At 63.4% G+C, this 15,573-nt stretch carries 14 protein-coding genes; 8 read left to right on the plus strand and 6 right to left on the minus strand.

Features of this window, described 5'->3' with window-relative positions; genetic code table 11:
* On the minus strand, positions 1-337 hold a 337-nt coding region (locus WCB02_RS30620; RefSeq protein WP_423963928.1), incomplete at its 3' end, for an ABC transporter substrate-binding protein.
* Between the two features lie 263 nt (positions 338-600).
* Here WCB02_RS30620 and WCB02_RS30625 point away from each other — a divergent pair.
* Entirely contained in the window at positions 601-1,323 is a 723-nt protein-coding gene (locus tag WCB02_RS30625; RefSeq protein WP_423963930.1) for a GntR family transcriptional regulator, read from the plus strand.
* Positions 1,324-1,330: 7 nt separating this feature from the next.
* On the opposite strand, the gene WCB02_RS30630 is transcribed toward WCB02_RS30625, so the two are convergent.
* Complete coding sequence (locus WCB02_RS30630; protein ID WP_423963932.1) at positions 1,331-2,401, minus strand: glycosyltransferase family 4 protein; 1,071 nt, start codon at positions 2,399-2,401, stop codon at positions 1,331-1,333.
* A gap of 311 nt (positions 2,402-2,712) precedes the next feature.
* Here WCB02_RS30630 and WCB02_RS30635 point away from each other — a divergent pair, with 311 nt between their 5' ends.
* From WCB02_RS30635 to WCB02_RS30650, 4 genes are all read left to right on the plus strand, one after another.
* The gene (locus WCB02_RS30635) at positions 2,713-4,476 is read left to right on the plus strand and encodes an ABC transporter ATP-binding protein (RefSeq protein ID WP_423963935.1); all 1,764 of its coding nucleotides are present in this window, start codon (positions 2,713-2,715) and stop codon (positions 4,474-4,476) included.
* Positions 4,477-4,554: 78 nt separating this feature from the next.
* Positions 4,555-6,759 (plus strand): glycogen debranching N-terminal domain-containing protein, encoded by a 2,205-nt coding sequence (locus tag WCB02_RS30640; RefSeq protein ID WP_423963937.1) that lies wholly within the window; start codon positions 4,555-4,557, stop codon positions 6,757-6,759.
* A gap of 29 nt (positions 6,760-6,788) precedes the next feature.
* Positions 6,789-7,277: a PRC-barrel domain-containing protein gene (locus WCB02_RS30645; protein ID WP_423963939.1), complete on the plus strand. Its 489-nt coding sequence runs from the start codon at positions 6,789-6,791 to the stop codon at positions 7,275-7,277.
* A 41-nt stretch (positions 7,278-7,318) separates the two neighbouring features.
* On the plus strand, positions 7,319-8,647 hold the full coding sequence (locus WCB02_RS30650; RefSeq protein ID WP_423963941.1) for an MFS transporter: 1,329 nt from the start codon (positions 7,319-7,321) through the stop codon (positions 8,645-8,647).
* 38 nt (positions 8,648-8,685) lie between these two features.
* Here WCB02_RS30650 and WCB02_RS30655 read toward each other — a convergent pair whose 3' ends face one another.
* From WCB02_RS30655 to fixL, 4 genes are all read right to left on the minus strand, one after another.
* Positions 8,686-9,372: a helix-turn-helix domain-containing protein gene (locus WCB02_RS30655; RefSeq protein WP_423963944.1), complete on the minus strand. Its 687-nt coding sequence runs from the start codon at positions 9,370-9,372 to the stop codon at positions 8,686-8,688.
* Positions 9,373-9,503: 131 nt separating this feature from the next.
* Positions 9,504-9,920: a response regulator transcription factor gene (locus tag WCB02_RS30660; protein WP_423963946.1), complete on the minus strand. Its 417-nt coding sequence runs from the start codon at positions 9,918-9,920 to the stop codon at positions 9,504-9,506.
* A gap of 45 nt (positions 9,921-9,965) precedes the next feature.
* The gene (gene fixJ, locus WCB02_RS30665; protein WP_423963948.1) at positions 9,966-10,583 is read right to left on the minus strand and encodes a response regulator FixJ; all 618 of its coding nucleotides are present in this window, start codon (positions 10,581-10,583) and stop codon (positions 9,966-9,968) included.
* Positions 10,584-10,586: 3 nt separating this feature from the next.
* A complete protein-coding gene (gene fixL, locus WCB02_RS30670) occupies positions 10,587-12,107 on the minus strand; it encodes a sensor protein FixL (RefSeq protein ID WP_423963951.1) in 1,521 nt (506 codons plus the stop codon).
* Between the two features lie 302 nt (positions 12,108-12,409).
* On the opposite strand from fixL, the gene WCB02_RS30675 reads away from it, so the two are divergent.
* The 3 genes from WCB02_RS30675 to ccoN all read left to right on the plus strand — a co-directional run.
* Positions 12,410-13,243, plus strand: a complete 834-nt coding sequence (locus tag WCB02_RS30675; RefSeq protein WP_423963954.1) for a universal stress protein — start codon at positions 12,410-12,412, stop codon at positions 13,241-13,243.
* Between the two features lie 35 nt (positions 13,244-13,278).
* Positions 13,279-13,704 carry an HPP family protein gene (locus WCB02_RS30680; protein ID WP_423963956.1) on the plus strand — a complete coding sequence of 142 codons (426 nt, stop codon included), beginning with the start codon at positions 13,279-13,281 and terminating at the stop codon, positions 13,702-13,704.
* A gap of 273 nt (positions 13,705-13,977) precedes the next feature.
* The coding region (ccoN, locus tag WCB02_RS30685; RefSeq protein WP_423963958.1) for a cytochrome-c oxidase, cbb3-type subunit I at positions 13,978-15,573 on the plus strand (1,596 nt) is incomplete at its 3' end.

A 15,573-nucleotide genomic window follows, 5' to 3' on the forward strand; every position in this document is an offset into this window, starting at 1 on the left:
TCACCGTGGTATCGCTCTGTACGTCAGACAGGATCAGATTGAGCCTGGCGCCGCCGAGCGATTTGATGCCGCCAGCCTCATTGACCATGTCGACCGCGAGCTTGGCGGCGGCGGCGCAACCGACGCCGATCTGCGCCATGCTGCCGGTGATGGGATAGAGCGCACCGATATTGACGGGATCGGCGGCCCAACCCCGCAGCGGCACCGCGCCGAACGCGCCAGCCGCGAGCACGCCGCCGGCCTTCTGCAGGAAGATGCGGCGGCTCTGCCGCTTCGACAGCACGCGATCGACGCTGCGCTGCGAGCCCAGCACGCATGGCTGGCGTGGTTTTCTCATGCCGTTTCCTCCCCGCATGCGATCAGGCGCAAACTTGCCGTTTGCCGCTCCGCCGCCTTTCGTTGGCGGGATGCTAACCCGGTCAAAAATTGTTTACAATATCGTTTCCAATATTATCATCACAATCGAAGATTTCACGTCGCTCTTCAGGTTGTCCCTGGCGAAGCTGGTCTTCCCAGGATGTCATGGCTGGAAAACCCCTGAAACAGGCGCGAGCGGCGACGGCCAAGGCTCATGACAAGGCTCATAACAAGGCTCATAAGATGGCCAAGGCTCATCAAAAGGTCCGCCAAGCGCCGGTCGTGTCGCGCGAGCCGGGCGCCGCCGATCTGATCGCGCGGCGCATCGAGGAGGACATCGTGCTGGGGCGGCGCCATCCGCGCGAGCGTCTGATCGAGCAGGATCTCTGCGACCTGTTCCAGACCCATCGCGGCGACGTGCGGCTGGCGTTGTTCGAGCTCGAGCGCAAGGGTTTGATCGAGCGTATTCCCAATCGCGGTGCGATGGTGCGCGCCCTGACGCCGCGCGAGGTCAGGGAGATCTACACGGTCCGCGAGGAGCTTGAAGCGATGGCGGTGCGCACCATTCCGTTTCCTGTCGCGGCGAAGCAGATCCAGCGCCTGGAAGAGCTGCAGCGGCAACATACGGACGCCGTCGCCAAGGGCGATCTGTTGACCGTGTTCTACAGCAATCTACGTTTTCATCAGGTGCTGTTCGGCCTGAGCGGCAATGCCTGCCTGATCGAGACCATCGATCTTCTGGCCCGGAAGGTGCACGGCATCCGCTTCTACGCCAACGCATTTCCCGATTCGCTCGACCGCGCGCGCCTCGATCATCTGGAGATGATCAGCGCGCTGCGCGGCGCGCGACGCGACGATCTGATTGCGCTGACCAGGCGACATTTGAAGCCGTCCCCGGAGGCCTATATCAGGGCCTACCAACTGCGCTTCGGCAAGGCGACCGCCGAGTTGGGGGACGCTGACTAGACCTGCTTCATTCCGCGCTGCTGACCAGCTTGATCCGGGGTTGGGCGGCTTCCGTCAGGCTGCGATAGGCGGCGAGATAGTCGAGCGCCATGCGACGGGCGGTGAAACGCGCCTCGAATTGCCGACGGGTCGCGTCGCGGCTGAGTTGCGACAGCCGGCCGACGGCCGCGACCGCGCTGGTTTCGTCCTCGACCACGAAGCCGGTCAGGCCGTCGTCGATGATCTCCGCCACCGAGCCGCGGTTATAGGCGATCACCGGCGTGCCGCAGGCCATCGATTCGATCATCACCAGCCCGAACGGCTCCGGCCAGTCGATCGGAAGCAGCAATGCCATTGCGCCGCTCAGGAACTCCGGCTTCTCCGCATCGCCGATCTCGCCGATGAATTCGACCAGCGGGTTGCCGGTGATCAGCGGCGAGATCAACTGGTCGAAATAATCCTGGTCGGCGCGATCCACCTTGGCGGCGATCTTCAGCGGGATCCCGCAGCGCATGGCGATCTTGATGGCGCGATCGACGCCCTTTTCCGGCGCGATGCGGCCGAGCACCGCGAGATAATCGTGGCTCGACGATCGCGGCGTCAGCAGGTTTTCCGGCAGGCCGTGATAGATGGTCTGCACCCAATTGGCCTGCGGGACCGGGCGCCGCTGTGCATTGGAGATCGAGATCACGGGGACGGAGGAGAAGGTCGAAAACACCGGCTGATGTTCGGGCAGGTCGAGCCGGCCGTGTAGCGTGGTCAGGAACGGCGTCGGTTGTCGCTGAAACAGCGAGAACGGATAGTAGTCGAGATGAAAATGCAGGACGTCGAATTCCTCGTCATCGCACTTCTGCCGCACCCGCTCCAGCATGACCATGTGGAGCGCGTTGGGATCCCGCACCGCGCCGTCCAGCCGCAACGCCCTGGGCCAGGTCGCGTCGAGCTTGGCCGAGGTCTGGGAGTCGCCGCTGGCGAACAATGTCACGTCGTGTCCGAGCGCGACCAGTTCCTCGGTCAACCAGTGCACCACCCGCTCGGTGCCGCCATACAGCTTGGGTGGAACAGCCTCCGTCAACGGAGCTACCTGCGCGATGCGCATCTCATCATCTCCTCTGTACGATCATCGAAGTTACAAGTCCTGCCTGGGCGGCACCGGCATGCCGAGAAGGGAACGTTCTCGCATTTGCGAAGTTCCCCTCAATGAAGGTTACTTATTTTGAAATCGCGGGTCCTTCGAATGCCATGCTCAGGAAACACTGACGCCATGATCGCACGGCAGATTTCCCATCCGTTCGATGTTGCACAATTGTTGCGAGGGAATGGCGGAACCGAGCCGAAGCATCAATCGTTCAAGTCTGTGCAGTATCTGTCATCGGGTATTCATCTCATAACTGCGGGGGTTCGTCGCCAATGGATCAGCTATCGGGATATGCGCATCGGCCTTTTCCTTTCGTGTTGCGCTATCTGCGCCAGCGCCCGGCCGCCCACTTCGTCATTCTTGGCGCCGTTGTTGCTGCTGTTGCGTGTTCGGTAGGCACGCAATATGGCGTCAAATTCCTGGTCGACAGCCTGTCGGGTGGACCAGCGCGCCCCAATCATGTATGGCTGGCATTCGGTTTTCTCATGTCGCTGATCGCCGCGGATAATTTCCTGTGGCGCATCGCGAGCTGGACGGCGAGCTACACCTTCGTTGGCGTGACCGGGGATCTGCGCCGGGACATTTTCCGGCATCTCACCGGTCATGCGCCGAGCTATTTTTCCGACCGGCTGCCGGGCATGCTGACGAGCCGCATCACCGCGACCTCCAATGCTATCTTCACGGTCGAGAACATGTTCGTCTGGAACGTGCTGCCGCCCTGCATCGCGACCGTTGCGGCGATCGCCCTGATCGGAACCGTAAGCCTGCCGATGGCGATCGGCCTGGTCGTGGTTGCCGGCGCCATGGTTTTCGCGATGTTTCGACTGGCTGCGGCCGGCAAGCCGCTGCACGACGATTTCGCCGACAAGGCCGCGTCCGTCGACGGCGAGATGGTCGATGTCATCAACAACATGCCCCTGGTGCGGGCGTTCTGCGGGCTCGCTCATGAACATGATCGCTTTGACGCAACCGTGAACCGTGAGCTCGTTGCACGCGGACGGAGCTTGCGCTACCTGGAAAAACTGCGGCTGGTTCATGCTAGCGTGACGGTCGTGCTGATCATCGCGCTGCTTGCCTGGGTTATCACGCTGTGGCAGCGCGGGGGTGCCAGCACCGGCGATGTCGTGCTGGTGTGCACGCTCGGTCTGTCCATCCTCAATGCCACGCGTGATCTCGCGGTGGCGCTGGTGGACGTCACCCAGCATGTCGCGCGGCTGACGGAGGCGATCGCCACGCTGCTGCTGCCGCATGAATTGCGGGATCATCCGGAGGCCGAGCCGTTGGTCAAGACCGGTGCTGCGATCGCCTTCAACAACATCTCCTTCCAGTATCCGGGCGGGCTGAAGGTTTTTGACCGCTTCAGCCTGCGGCTGCAGCCCGGACAGCGTGTCGGACTGGTCGGCCAGTCCGGCGGCGGGAAGTCCAGCCTGTTTGTGCTGCTGCAACGCTTCTACGACGTCGAGCAGGGCAATATCACCATCGACGGCCAGGATATCGCGCGGGTGACGCAGCAGAGCCTCCGCGAAGCGATCTCGGTGGTGCCGCAGGACATTTCCTTGTTTCATCGTTCCATTCGCGAAAACATCCGCTATGGCCGGCCGAACGCCACCGACGACGAGGTGCTGCGGGCGGCGATTTCGGCGCGCTGCGACTTCGTGGAGACTCTGCCGCAGGGGCTCGACACCATGGTCGGGGACCGTGGCGTCAAGCTGTCGGGCGGCCAGCGGCAGCGCATCGCGATCGCGCGCGCCTTCGTCAAGGACGCGCCGATCCTGCTGCTCGACGAGGCCACCGCCGCGCTCGACGGCGAATCCGAGGAAGCCATCCGCGAGGCGCTGAGCCGCCTGATGCGAGGCCGCACCGTGATCGCCATCGCACATCGGCTTGCGACCCTGCGGAGTTTCGACCGCGTCGTGGTGCTCAGGGCCGGGAAGATCATCGAGGATGGTCCGCCGGATCGCCTGATGCAGGGGGAGGGCCCGTATCGCGAACTGGTGACGCAGGAAATAAGCCGGCTGGCCAAATTCGCCGCGTAAGACTGGCACCATCGTTAGCATTCTGGTTCGGTTGCGTATACGCAAAGGGGTCGCACAGGGGCGAACCGCGAGGTCATCATGTCAGCCGAAATCGCCGCACAATTGATTTCGACGTCGCAGAACGTCGAAATGGTCGCAGAGCAGCCATTCTATATTCCGATGACTGGACCCGCGGCGCGTCCGCGGCGGTCGCTCAAGCACGATGACACCTTCATCGTGCTCGATAGTCACGGCGATATCGGCGCCTCGGCCGGCGGCCCCGATGGGCTGTTTAATGCCGACACCCGGTATCTTGCCCGACTCGAACTGGTGCTGGATGAGGTGCAGCCGCTGCTGCTCGGCTCCAACCTGCGCGACGACAATTCGGCGCTGACCATCGACCTGACCAATCCCGACGTCTATGACCAGGGGCGCATTGTGCTGCCCAAGGACATGCTGCATATCGTGCGCACGATCTTTCTATGGCGCGGTACCGCCTATCAGCGGATCGGCATCCAGAATCACGGCGACCGCCGCGCCAGCTTCGATCTGACGCTGTTGTTCGACAACGATTTCGCCGATCTCTTCGAGGTGCGCGGCGAGAAGCGTCCGCGCCGCGGCATCGGGTCGGCCAAGCTGCTCGGTCCCGCCGACGTGGCGCTCGACTATAAGGGACTCGACGAGATGTCCCGCCATACGGCGCTGCATTTCGATCCGCGCCCGACGCGGCTTGCGGTCAATGCCGCGACCTACCATTTCGATCTCGAGCCGCAGCAGATCAGCTCGCTGTTCGTCGCCGTCTCCTGCAACAAGCCGGCGCGGACCCAGCCCGTGCGGTTCTTCTCCGGGCTGCTGGCGCACCGCCGCGAGATGCGCCGTTCGACCGCGGGTGCCGCCAGCATCGAAACCTCGAACAACATCTTCAACGAGGTTTTGTGCCAGTCGATGGCCGACCTCAACATCCTGATGACGGATACGCCGCAGGGCCGATACCCCTATGCGGGAATTCCCTGGTATTCCACCACATTCGGCCGTGATGGCCTCGTGACCGCGCTGCAGATGCTGTGGATCGACCCGCGCGTCGCGCGCGGCGTGTTACGGCGGCTGGCGCATTACCAGGCCAGTTCAGTCGATCCGTTGGCGGATGCGGAGCCCGGCAAGATCCTGCATGAGATGCGGGGCGGCGAGATGGCAGCGCTGCGCGAGGTGCCGTTCGCGCAGTACTACGGCAGCGTCGACGCGACGCCGCTGTTCGTCCTGTTGGCCGGGCTTTACGTCGAGCGCACCGGCGACAAGGAGACGCTCGCCGAGCTCTGGCCCGCGATCGAAGCGGCCTTGCGCTGGATCGACGGCGCCGGCGATCCCGACGGCGACGGTTTCGTCGAGTACCAGCGCGCGTCGGAGCAGGGGCTCGCCAACCAGGGCTGGAAGGATTCGTATGACGCGATCTTCCATGCCGACGGGCGTCTGGCTCACGGCTACATCGCGCTTGCCGAAGTGCAGGGCTATGTGTTCGCCGGAAAGCGCCTGGCGGCGCGCTGCGCGTTGCAGCTGGGCAAGCGCGAAATGGCGGAAAAGCTCGAGCTCGAATCCGGTCTGCTCGCCGAGCGCTTCGAACAGGCGTTCTGGTGCGAAGAGCTCGATACCTACGCGCTGGCGCTCGACGGCGACAAGCGGCCCTGCAAGGTGCGGTCCTCGAATGTCGGGCATCTCCTGTTCAGCGGCATGATCCGGGACGACCGCGCCCGCAGGGTGGCTGCCGACCTGATGCGGCCGCATTTCTTTACCGGCTGGGGCATCCGCACCATCGCTTCCGGCGAAGCGCGCTACAATCCAATGTCCTATCACAACGGGTCGATCTGGCCGCACGACAATGCTCTGACCGCGCTCGGGCTTGCGCGCTACGGGCTCAAACATGCGGTCGAGCAGGTCTTCAAGGGCCTGTTCGATGCTGCGACCTATATGGACCTGCGCCGGCTGCCCGAACTGTTCTGCGGCTTCCGGCGCGAGAAGCATCGCGGGCCGACGCTCTATCCAGTCGCCTGCGCGCCGCAGGCGTGGGCCAGCGCGACGCCGTTCAGCTTGATGGAAGCATCCCTTGGGCTCGAATTCGACGTCGAGCGCGGCGAAATCCGCCTGCGCAACCCGCGTCTTCCGGCGTTCCTCGACCAGGTCATTCTGCGCGAGCTGCAGCTCGGGATGTCGACCGTCGACCTCTGCGTCAGGCGCCACGGCGAGGAGGTTTCGATGGAAGTCCTGCGCCGCCGCGGACATATCCAGGTATCGATCGTGCTGGCGCATTGATGCGCGCCGTCGGAGCGGAGGGAGGATGCATGCGCGCAGGACGCTGGTTTATCGGCCTTGCATTCATCGTTGCAGCATTTACCGGCGTTGCCGCTCGCGCGGCAGATGAACCGCCACCGGCCGCGCCGGCCGCCGCAACTCCATCCGCGCCCGCGAAGGCGGAGGCACCGCCGCCGTCGGTCACCATCATCGGCGCGCGCGACGCTCATGGCGTGCTCGGCCGCGACGTTCGCAGTCCCACCGACGAGGATATGGGACATATCGTCGACGTGATCGTCGATCGTACCGGGACGGTGCGGGCCGCCGTGATCGATTTCGGCGGCTTTCTCGGCGTCGGCAGCCGGAAGATCGTGGTCGACTGGAACGCGTTGCATTTTGGCCGGGTGGCGAACAAAAGCGACAGCATCACGCTCGAATTGAGCAAGGCCCAGGTTGCCGCGGCGCCTGAGTATAAAGAGGATGCGCCGATCGTGGTGTTGGGAGCGGCAGGGAACCTGCAGCCACTGGAAGATCACTAGCAAAGTGGAGGCGTCTTCCGGTGGTGCGCCCATCTCATTCGATGGATCGATTCGACGGCGATCGTGATGGTGTTCTCGACGGAGCCGTCGTCGGAGGCGGTCGTGTCGAACCCTCGGGAGTTGGTTCGCCCAGAGACCGACCGACGCCCTCGGGCCGAAGCCAGCGAGGGCTCGACTGGTTCATTTTTTTTCTCGCCGATGTGCAGACCGGCTTTGGCCCGTTCATCGCGGTCTATCTGACCACGGAGAAATGGACCCAGGCGCAGATCGGCCTGGTGCTGTCGATCGGTGGCATTGTGGGATTGATCGGGCAGATGCCGGGCGGCGCCATCGTCGATGCCGCGCGCTCCGAGCGGCTGGTCGCAGGGCTGGCCATTGTGACCATCGGCTGCAGTGCGCTCGGCTATGCGGCCTGGCCGATCCTTCCGGTGGTGATGACGGCCGCGACGCTGCATGCCGCCGCGAGCTGTGTGCTGGGACCCGCGATCGCCGCCATCAGCCTGGGCCTGGTCGGACCGCTCGCGATCGGAGAGCGGCTGGGGCGCAATGCCCGATTCGCCTCGCTCGGCAACGGGGTTGCCGCCGCCGTCATGGGCACCTGCGGCTATCTGCTCTCCAGCCGTTCGGTGTTTCTCGTCACTTTCATCCTGGCGCTGCCGACCTTGCTTGCGCTGTCCAGCATCCGCGAGCGCGAAATCGATGCCGCGCGGGCGCACGGCGCGGTGCCGCGCCAGGCGGACGGGCCCAAGAACGGGACCAAGAAGGGCACCAAGGACACAACGGTGCTCGGGCTATTGAGCCGCCGCCCGTTGCTCATATTCGCCTTGGGCATTTTGCTCCTGCAGCTCGGCAATGCCGCGATGCTGCCGCTGATGGCCGGTGTCGTCACCACCCGATCGAGCCAGTGGGCGCCGGTCCTGATCGCCGCCTGCATCATCGTGCCACAGGCGATCGTTGCGCTGATGTCGCCGACCGTGGGCGCCAAGGCGCAAGTTTTTGGCAGGCGCCCGTTGCTGCTGATCGGCTTCGCTGCGCTGGTGGTGCGCGGCCTGTTGTTTGCGACCGTGCGCGACCCCTATCTCCTGGTCGCAGTGCAGTTGTTCGATGGCATCACGGCTGCGGTGTTTGCCGTCATGGTGCCGCTGATCGTGGCCGACGTCGCCTTCGGCAGCGGCCACTTCAATCTCGCGCAGGGCATCGTCGGTACCGCGACCGGCATCGGCGCGTCGCTCTCGACCGTGCTGGCCGGCTATATCAGCGACAAGCTCGGCAGCAGCACCGCCTTCCTCGCGCTCGCAGGCATCGCACTCCTGGGCCTCGTCACGGTCGGACTGCTGATGCCGGAAACGCGGCGAGGCAGCTATTCCTGAGGTCGGAAAATAGTGTGAGAACAGGCTCTTCGCCCGTCTCACTCGTCCATGTTGCGCAGCCGCGCGCGGTTGCGGAGCACGATCTGGCGGGCGCCGGAAAAGCCGAGGACCCCCTGGCTGTGGAGCTGCGACAGCGCGCGCGAGACCGTTTCAAGGGTCAGGCCCAGATAGTCGCCGATGTCACGGCGGCACATCGGCAGCGCCATCATGCCGGCGACCGCAAGCCTGCGATCCATTTCCAACAGGAAGGTCGCGACCCGCTCCATGGCGGTCTTGCGTCCGAGCAGCAGCATGTGGTCTTCGGCGTGACGCAGCTCGCCGGCGGTCATCGCCCACAGCTTGCGCGCGACCTGGACGTCGACGCCCGCGGCGTGTTCCAGGCTGCGGCGCTTCACCAGACGGACGGTGGTGTCGATGATGGCTTCCGCCGCCAGCCGATGCACGGTTCCCGATTCGAGGCCGAAAACGTCGCCGGGCAGGTGAAAGGCGCCGATCTGGCGACGGCCATCGGACAGCAGCTTATAGCTGCGAACCGCGCCGGTAATGACCTGGTAGACGTATTCCGCCGGCTCGTCCTCGCCGTAGATTTCCTCATCCTTCTTGTAGCTGAATTCGCTTGCCACCAGGCCCGCATGCCCGGCGAGCGCGCCGAACTGGTCCGTGGCCGGGGTGGTAGCCGTCGGTATCGCGTTGCCGATAACGGTGCTGAGCGACTGGGTGAGCATGGGGGCCATCTCCTTTGCGGCGGATGGCCGATTGCTACGGGGAAACTACGTGGCTGGAAATTTAGCGCGATATCTTAGGGGCATCTACCTACGTAGAATCCCGTAGCTCGCCGCCGGCGTGGGCTCTTCCGTCAGACGTCGTCCTGGATGGCGGCCCGGATGTGCTTGATCAGGCTTTCATCGAGCAGCGGCTTGTTCAGGACCTGCCTGACCCCGGCGGATGCCGCGCGCGCCGAGATGTTCGGGTCGGGATAGCCGGTAATGAGAATGGCGGGCGCGTCGACGCCGCGGCTTCGCAGCCGGCCGATCAGGTCGATGCCGTTGATATCGGACAGTTTATAGTCGATCACGAAACAGTTGGCGCCGACCGGAAGCGCCGTGTTCAAAAGCGCCGCGCCGCTCCTGAAGGTACGGACGGCAAACCCGTCCGCCTCCAAGAGAAAGCGCAGCGAACCGAGCACGCCGGCGTCGTCGTCCACCACATAGACTACGGGCTTAGATGCTGACGAGATCACGGCGTGTGCGCATGGTGAGCCGAGTTGAATCATTTGTAGGAGGCTAGCAGGCACAGCGGCGGCGAGGCTTGATTTAGCTCAATCCTTGATCAGGCCGGCCCGCATCGCGAGCCGCACCAGTTCCGACAGGCTGTTGGCCTGCATCTTGGTCATCACATTGGCCCGGTAGACCTCGATGGTGCGGGGGCTGATATCGTAGTCGCGCGCGATCAGCTTGTTGGAAAGTCCTGCGATCAATCCGTCCATCACCTGGCGTTCCCGCGGACTGAGCGTTGCAATCCGGGCCGCGATCTCCTGTGCGACCGCCTCGCTCTTCGCCGCAGGCTCTGCCTGCCGAAGCGCCGTCTCGATCATGGCGATCAGGCGGTCATCCTCGAACGGCTTCTCGAGAAAGTCGACCGCACCGAGCTTCATCGCCTCCACCGCAAGCGGAATATCGCCGTGCCCGGTCATGATCAGGACGGGAAAAGGGCTGTGGTTCGCCTTCATGCGCTTGAGAAGCTCGAGCCCGTCCATGCCCGGCATGCGCACGTCGGAGACCACGCTTCCGAACGCAAGGCCAGGCAACGCCTCGAGGAAGCTCATCGCGCTTTCGAACAGGGTGACGTCGAAGCCCGCGGAATCGAGCAGGAAGTCGAGCGATTCGCGCATCGCCTCGTCGTCGTCGATGACATAGACTTGTCCCTTGCTCGCCATTCTTCAACTCTCGTTCGAGGCCGCGGGCAGTGTGAAGCGAAAGGTCGCTCCTCCGGCAGCATTGTTTTCGGCCCACATCCGCCCGCCATGGGCTTCGATGATCGAGCGGCTGATCGACAGCCCGACCCCCATGCCGGTCTCCTTCGTCGTGAAGAAGGTCTGAAACAGGTTGGGCATCACGTCGTCCTGGAATCCCGTCCCGGTGTCGGACACCGCGATTTCAATCATGTCGTCGCCGACCTTGGCGTTGGTTGCGATAAGTTCGCGCCGCGGCGATTGCGCCATCGCCTCGAGGGCGTTGCGGAACAGATTGACCAGAACCTGCTGAATCTGCACCCGGTCCGCCAGCACGAGATCGGCATTCGGATCGAGGTTGAAGCGCAATTGCACGTTCTGATCCCGCGCGCCGGCGAGACCGAGCGCGCCGGCTTCCTCGATCAGTTTCGCCAGGCTTTCGACGCGCTTCTCCGATTCGCCGCGAGAGACGAAATCGCGCAGGCGGCGGATGATCTGGCCGGCACGCAGCGCCTGCTCGGCGGCGCGGTCCATGGCGTTTTCGATCTTTGCGGTGTTGGGATCGCTGCTGCCGGCGAGCAACCGGCGCGAGCCCTTCATGTAATTGCTGATGGCGGCGAGCGGCTGATTGAGCTCGTGGGCCAAGGCCGACGCCATCTCGCCCATCGCGCTCAGCCGCGACACATGCACCAGTTCGGATTGCAGTTCCTGCAAGCGGGCCTGGGTCTGCTGATGTTCGGTGAGATCGCGGACGAAGCCGGTGAAGTAGGGCTCGCCGCCGGATTGCATCTCTCCGATCGACAGATGCATGGGAAAGGTCGTCCCGTCCCTGCGCTTGCCGGTCACGATGCGGCCGATGCCGATGATGTGCCGCTCGTTCGTCGATCGATAGCGCGCGATGTAGTGGTCGTGGCGGGTGCGGTCGGGTTCAGGCATCAATTCGCTGACATTCCTGCCGATGGCTTCCTGCTCGGCGTAACCGAACAGGCGTTCGGCCGCCGAGCTGAACAGTTGAATGACGCCATAACCGTCGATCACGATCATCGCATCCGGCACCGTGTCCAGAATCGAGCGCAGGTGGCTCTCGCGGGTTCGCAGCGTCTCTTCGAGCTGTTTTTCCTCGCCGATGTCGAGAAAAATCCCGCTCAGATGCCGCGGCGTGCCGGCTTCGTCCCGGATCAGGCCGGCGCGGGCGCGAATCCATTGGCTGCGCCCAGTCGCGCCGACCACCTTGAAGGACACGTCAAGGCCGCTGCTGCCCGCGATGGCCCGGCTGATCGCCTGCTCGGTACGCTCGCGGTCTCTCGGTTCGATCAACGACAGAAAGTATTCGTAAGCAATGGCCGGGCCAGCGGGCCCAGCGAACAGTCCACGGGCAGTGTCCGACCATTCCAGCTCTCGTGTCGCAAGGTCGAGATCCCAGGTCCCGACGCCCAGTCCCTCGATCCGGAGCCGGTAATGCTCGTGTCCTGTGGCTGCGTCAGGGGAGGATTGAACGATACTGGTCACGCCGAGACTTTCACCGCCATCTACCACGGTCCAACAGGGGCGCAATATAATTCATCCTATACCAAATTCGTCGCCTGGACCCCCCTACCTGTCCAAACTTTGGGCTCAGGTTCATAATTTGGCCCATCACCCATCGTCAGGCAAGCCAGCGGCTGCTGTTTCATCGGGAGTTTAGCCGACCTCATGCCGCCCGCGAAAGGCGGCGCTCCCGTCATTGTCTCGGCGTTTTGATCTATCTCATCCCGGCTTTCGGTTTCCGGCTTACAGAATCTCGACGTTCTGAGGTTTCCGGAGTGGTCGGAATGACATTCGCGACGGTCATGGTGAGCTTGGCGCTCGACGAGCCGAACGAGGCCCGTCTCCAGATTGCCGGTCAGCTCGCCGAGCAATTCGACGCGGCGATCATTGGAATCGCGGCGGCGCAATTTAGTCCGCCATTGTATTTCACAACCGGGCAGCAGGCCCAGGACTTGATCGAGGAAGGCCAGGCCGCGGTCAGGAAGCGGCTTGCCGAGCTGGAGGCGCAATTTCGCGAGGCGACCCGCCACCGCAGCCGATATGTCGAATGGCGGAGCGCCCTCGACTTCCCGGCGCGGTTCATTCTGAGCGAATCGCGCGCGGCCGACATCATCGTCGACGGCGGACGCAGCCCGCCATTCGCCGATGCTTTCTCGCTCGCAAGTCCGAAGGATCTGGTGATGCAGACCGGCCGGCCGCTGCTGGTGGTCCCTGACAAGATGGACTGGCTCGATCTGCGCAGCGTGCTGGTGGCCTGGAAGGACACGGCGGAGGCGAGGCGGGCGGTCGCCGATTCGATGCCGCTGTTGCGCAAGGCCAGGCAGGTCACGGTGACCGAGATCCTGGAACAGGGCGGCAGCCGTCCCGTCGCGCTCGCCGGCGTGAACGATGTCGTCGCCTGGCTGTCGCGTCATGGCATCGCGGCCGCCGAGCGGGTATCGGAGAACAACGCCAGCCGCAACACCCCGCTGCAGCTCGACGAGATCGCCTCCGAGCTCGGCGCCAGCCTGATCGTGGCCGGCGCTTACGGCCATTCGCGGTTCCGCGAGCTGATCCTCGGCGGCATGACCCAACATTTCGTGACCCAATCGAGCCGTTGCGTGTTGCTGTCGCATTAAGGTCCAACCACCAAAACGATAACAGGAAGCGCGCCGTGTACAGATTTCTCGAGGAAACCGCCGGAACCTATATGACACACCCCGTCGAGACGGTGACGCGCGAATGCACGATGCGCGAGCTCGGCGAGATGTTCGATCGCGACGACTTCAACACCTATCCGGTCGAGGAAGACGGACAGGTGATCGGCATCGTCACCAAGTTCGACATGCTGAAATGCTTCGCCTTCACCCCCAACCAGATGGTTCCGCGCTATGCCGACCTGATGAGCCGGACGGTGTCCGACCTGATGACGTCGGAGTTCATCTACGTGCGTCCCGACACCAAGCTGACGCGTGTGCTCCAGCTCATGGTCGAGCATCGCATCCGTAGTATTCCGGTGATCGACAGCGAGCATCATTTGGCGGGAATCATTGCCCGCGAGGATCTGCTCAAGGCGCTTGCGGTCGCGGCCCGCGATTGAGCGGACCGCCTTCGCGCTGCGCCGACTTTCGTGGCATGCGGCGCCGGTTCCGACCGACGTCAAAGGCTTGATTCCAGGCGTCAAAAGCAATGCCTCGCTTTTGCGGTGGGGCTTTGCCCGCCTGAAGCTGCGATTCGTCCCAGCGCAAAATTAACGGCGTTGATTTCGATCAATTCAGATCACGAAAGAGTGTGATTTGAGACGTCGCAGTTCCTCCTGAAGAGAATCCGCATGAGCCAGCCCTCGATTGCAAAATCCTCGATTGCAAAATCCATGACCATTGGCGAAAGCGGCTTGTCGGTATTCTTCGCCGCGACCGCTTTTCTCTGCGTGATCGCGGCGGCGAAAGCGGTGGACGCCCCGTTCGCGTTTCATGCCTCGCTTGCCGCCGCCGCCAGCGTCGCATCCGTCTTCGTCATCCTGAACCGCTATTTCGAGCGCCCCGCGATACTGCCGGCGCAGGAAATCAACGGGCGGCCGAACTACAATTTCGGCCCGATCAAGTTTTCGGTGGTGATGGCGATGGTCTGGGGCATCGCCGGATTTGCGGTCGGCCTGATCATCGCCAGCCAGCTTGCATGGCCCTTGCTCAATCTCGATCTGCCGTGGACGAGCTTCGGCCGCATGCGGCCGTTGCATACGTCGGCCGTGATCTTCGCGTTCGGCGGCAACGTTCTGATCGCCACCTCGTTCTACGTGGTCCAGAAGACCTGCCGGGTTCGTCTGGCGGGCGATCTGGCGCCGTGGTTCGTCGTCCTCGGCTACAACTTCTTCATCCTGATCGCGGGCACCGGTTACCTGCTCGGCGTGACCCAGAGCAAGGAATATGCCGAGCCGGAATGGTATGCGGACGCGTGGCTGACCATCGTCTGGGTGACCTATCTGCTGGTGTTCCTGATCACCGTGATCAAGCGCAAGGAACCGCACATCTTCGTCGCCAACTGGTTCTACCTTGCCTTCATCCTGACCATCGCGGTGCTGCATCTCGGCAACAACCCCGCGGTGCCAGTCTCGTTCTTCGGCTCCAAATCCTATATCGCCTGGGGCGGCGTGCAGGACGCCATGTTCGAGTGGTGGTACGGCCACAACGCCGTCGGCTTCTTCCTGACCGCCGGCTTCCTCGCCATCATGTATTACTTCGTGCCCAAGCGCGCCGAGCGGCCGGTCTATTCCTACCGGCTTTCGATCATCCACTTCTGGGCGCTGATTTTCCTCTACATCTGGGCGGGTCCGCACCATCTGCATTACACCGCGCTGCCTGACTGGGCGCAGACGCTCGGCATGACCTTTTCCATCATGCTGTGGATGCCCTCATGGGGCGGCATGATCAACGGGTTGATGACGCTGTCGGGTGCCTGGGACAAGCTGCGCACCGATCCGGTGTTGCGCATGCTGGTGGTGTCGATCGCCTTCTACGGCATGTCGACCTTCGAAGGCCCGATGATGGCGATCAAGGTGGTCAATTCGCTCTCCCACTACACTGACTGGACCATCGGTCATGTGCATTCCGGCGCGCTCGGCTGGGTCGGTTTCGTCTCCTTCGGCGCGCTGTATTGCATGGTGCCCTGGCTCTGGAACCGCAAGGGGCTCTACAGCCTGAAGCTCGTCAACTGGCACTTCTGGACCGCGACGCTCGGCATCGTGCTCTACATCTCGGCGATGTGGGTGTCCGGCATCCTGCAGGGCCTGATGTGGCGATCCTACACCTCGCTCGGCTTCCTCGAATATTCCTTCATCGAAACCGTCGAAGCGATGCATCCCTTCTACATCATCCGCGCGACCGGCGGCGGGCTGTTCCTGATCGGTGCGCTGATCATGGCGTACAATCTCTGGATGACGGTGCGTGTCGGCGAAGCAGAAGTTCAGTCC

This window comes from Bradyrhizobium sp. (assembly GCF_049581145.1).
GTDB lineage: Bacteria > Pseudomonadota > Alphaproteobacteria > Rhizobiales > Xanthobacteraceae > Bradyrhizobium.

Excerpts from the sequence above, each read along its gene's own strand:
- fixJ (WP_423963948.1), bottom strand. The coding sequence starts at position 10,583 with ATGGCGAGCAAGGGACAAGTCTATGTCATCGACGACGACGAGGCGATG.
- WCB02_RS30655 (WP_423963944.1), bottom strand. The coding sequence starts at position 9,372 with ATGCTCACCCAGTCGCTCAGCACCGTTATCGGCAACGCGATACCGACG.
- WCB02_RS30630 (WP_423963932.1), bottom strand. The coding sequence starts at position 2,401 with ATGCGCATCGCGCAGGTAGCTCCGTTGACGGAGGCTGTTCCACCCAAG.
- WCB02_RS30635 (WP_423963935.1), top strand. The coding sequence starts at position 2,713 with ATGGATCAGCTATCGGGATATGCGCATCGGCCTTTTCCTTTCGTGTTG.
- WCB02_RS30660 (WP_423963946.1), bottom strand. The coding sequence starts at position 9,920 with ATGATTCAACTCGGCTCACCATGCGCACACGCCGTGATCTCGTCAGCA.
- WCB02_RS30650 (WP_423963941.1), top strand. The coding sequence starts at position 7,319 with ATGGATCGATTCGACGGCGATCGTGATGGTGTTCTCGACGGAGCCGTC.
- WCB02_RS30640 (WP_423963937.1), top strand. The coding sequence starts at position 4,555 with ATGTCAGCCGAAATCGCCGCACAATTGATTTCGACGTCGCAGAACGTC.
- WCB02_RS30675 (WP_423963954.1), top strand. The coding sequence starts at position 12,410 with ATGACATTCGCGACGGTCATGGTGAGCTTGGCGCTCGACGAGCCGAAC.
- WCB02_RS30645 (WP_423963939.1), top strand. The coding sequence starts at position 6,789 with ATGCGCGCAGGACGCTGGTTTATCGGCCTTGCATTCATCGTTGCAGCA.
- WCB02_RS30625 (WP_423963930.1), top strand. The coding sequence starts at position 601 with ATGGCCAAGGCTCATCAAAAGGTCCGCCAAGCGCCGGTCGTGTCGCGC.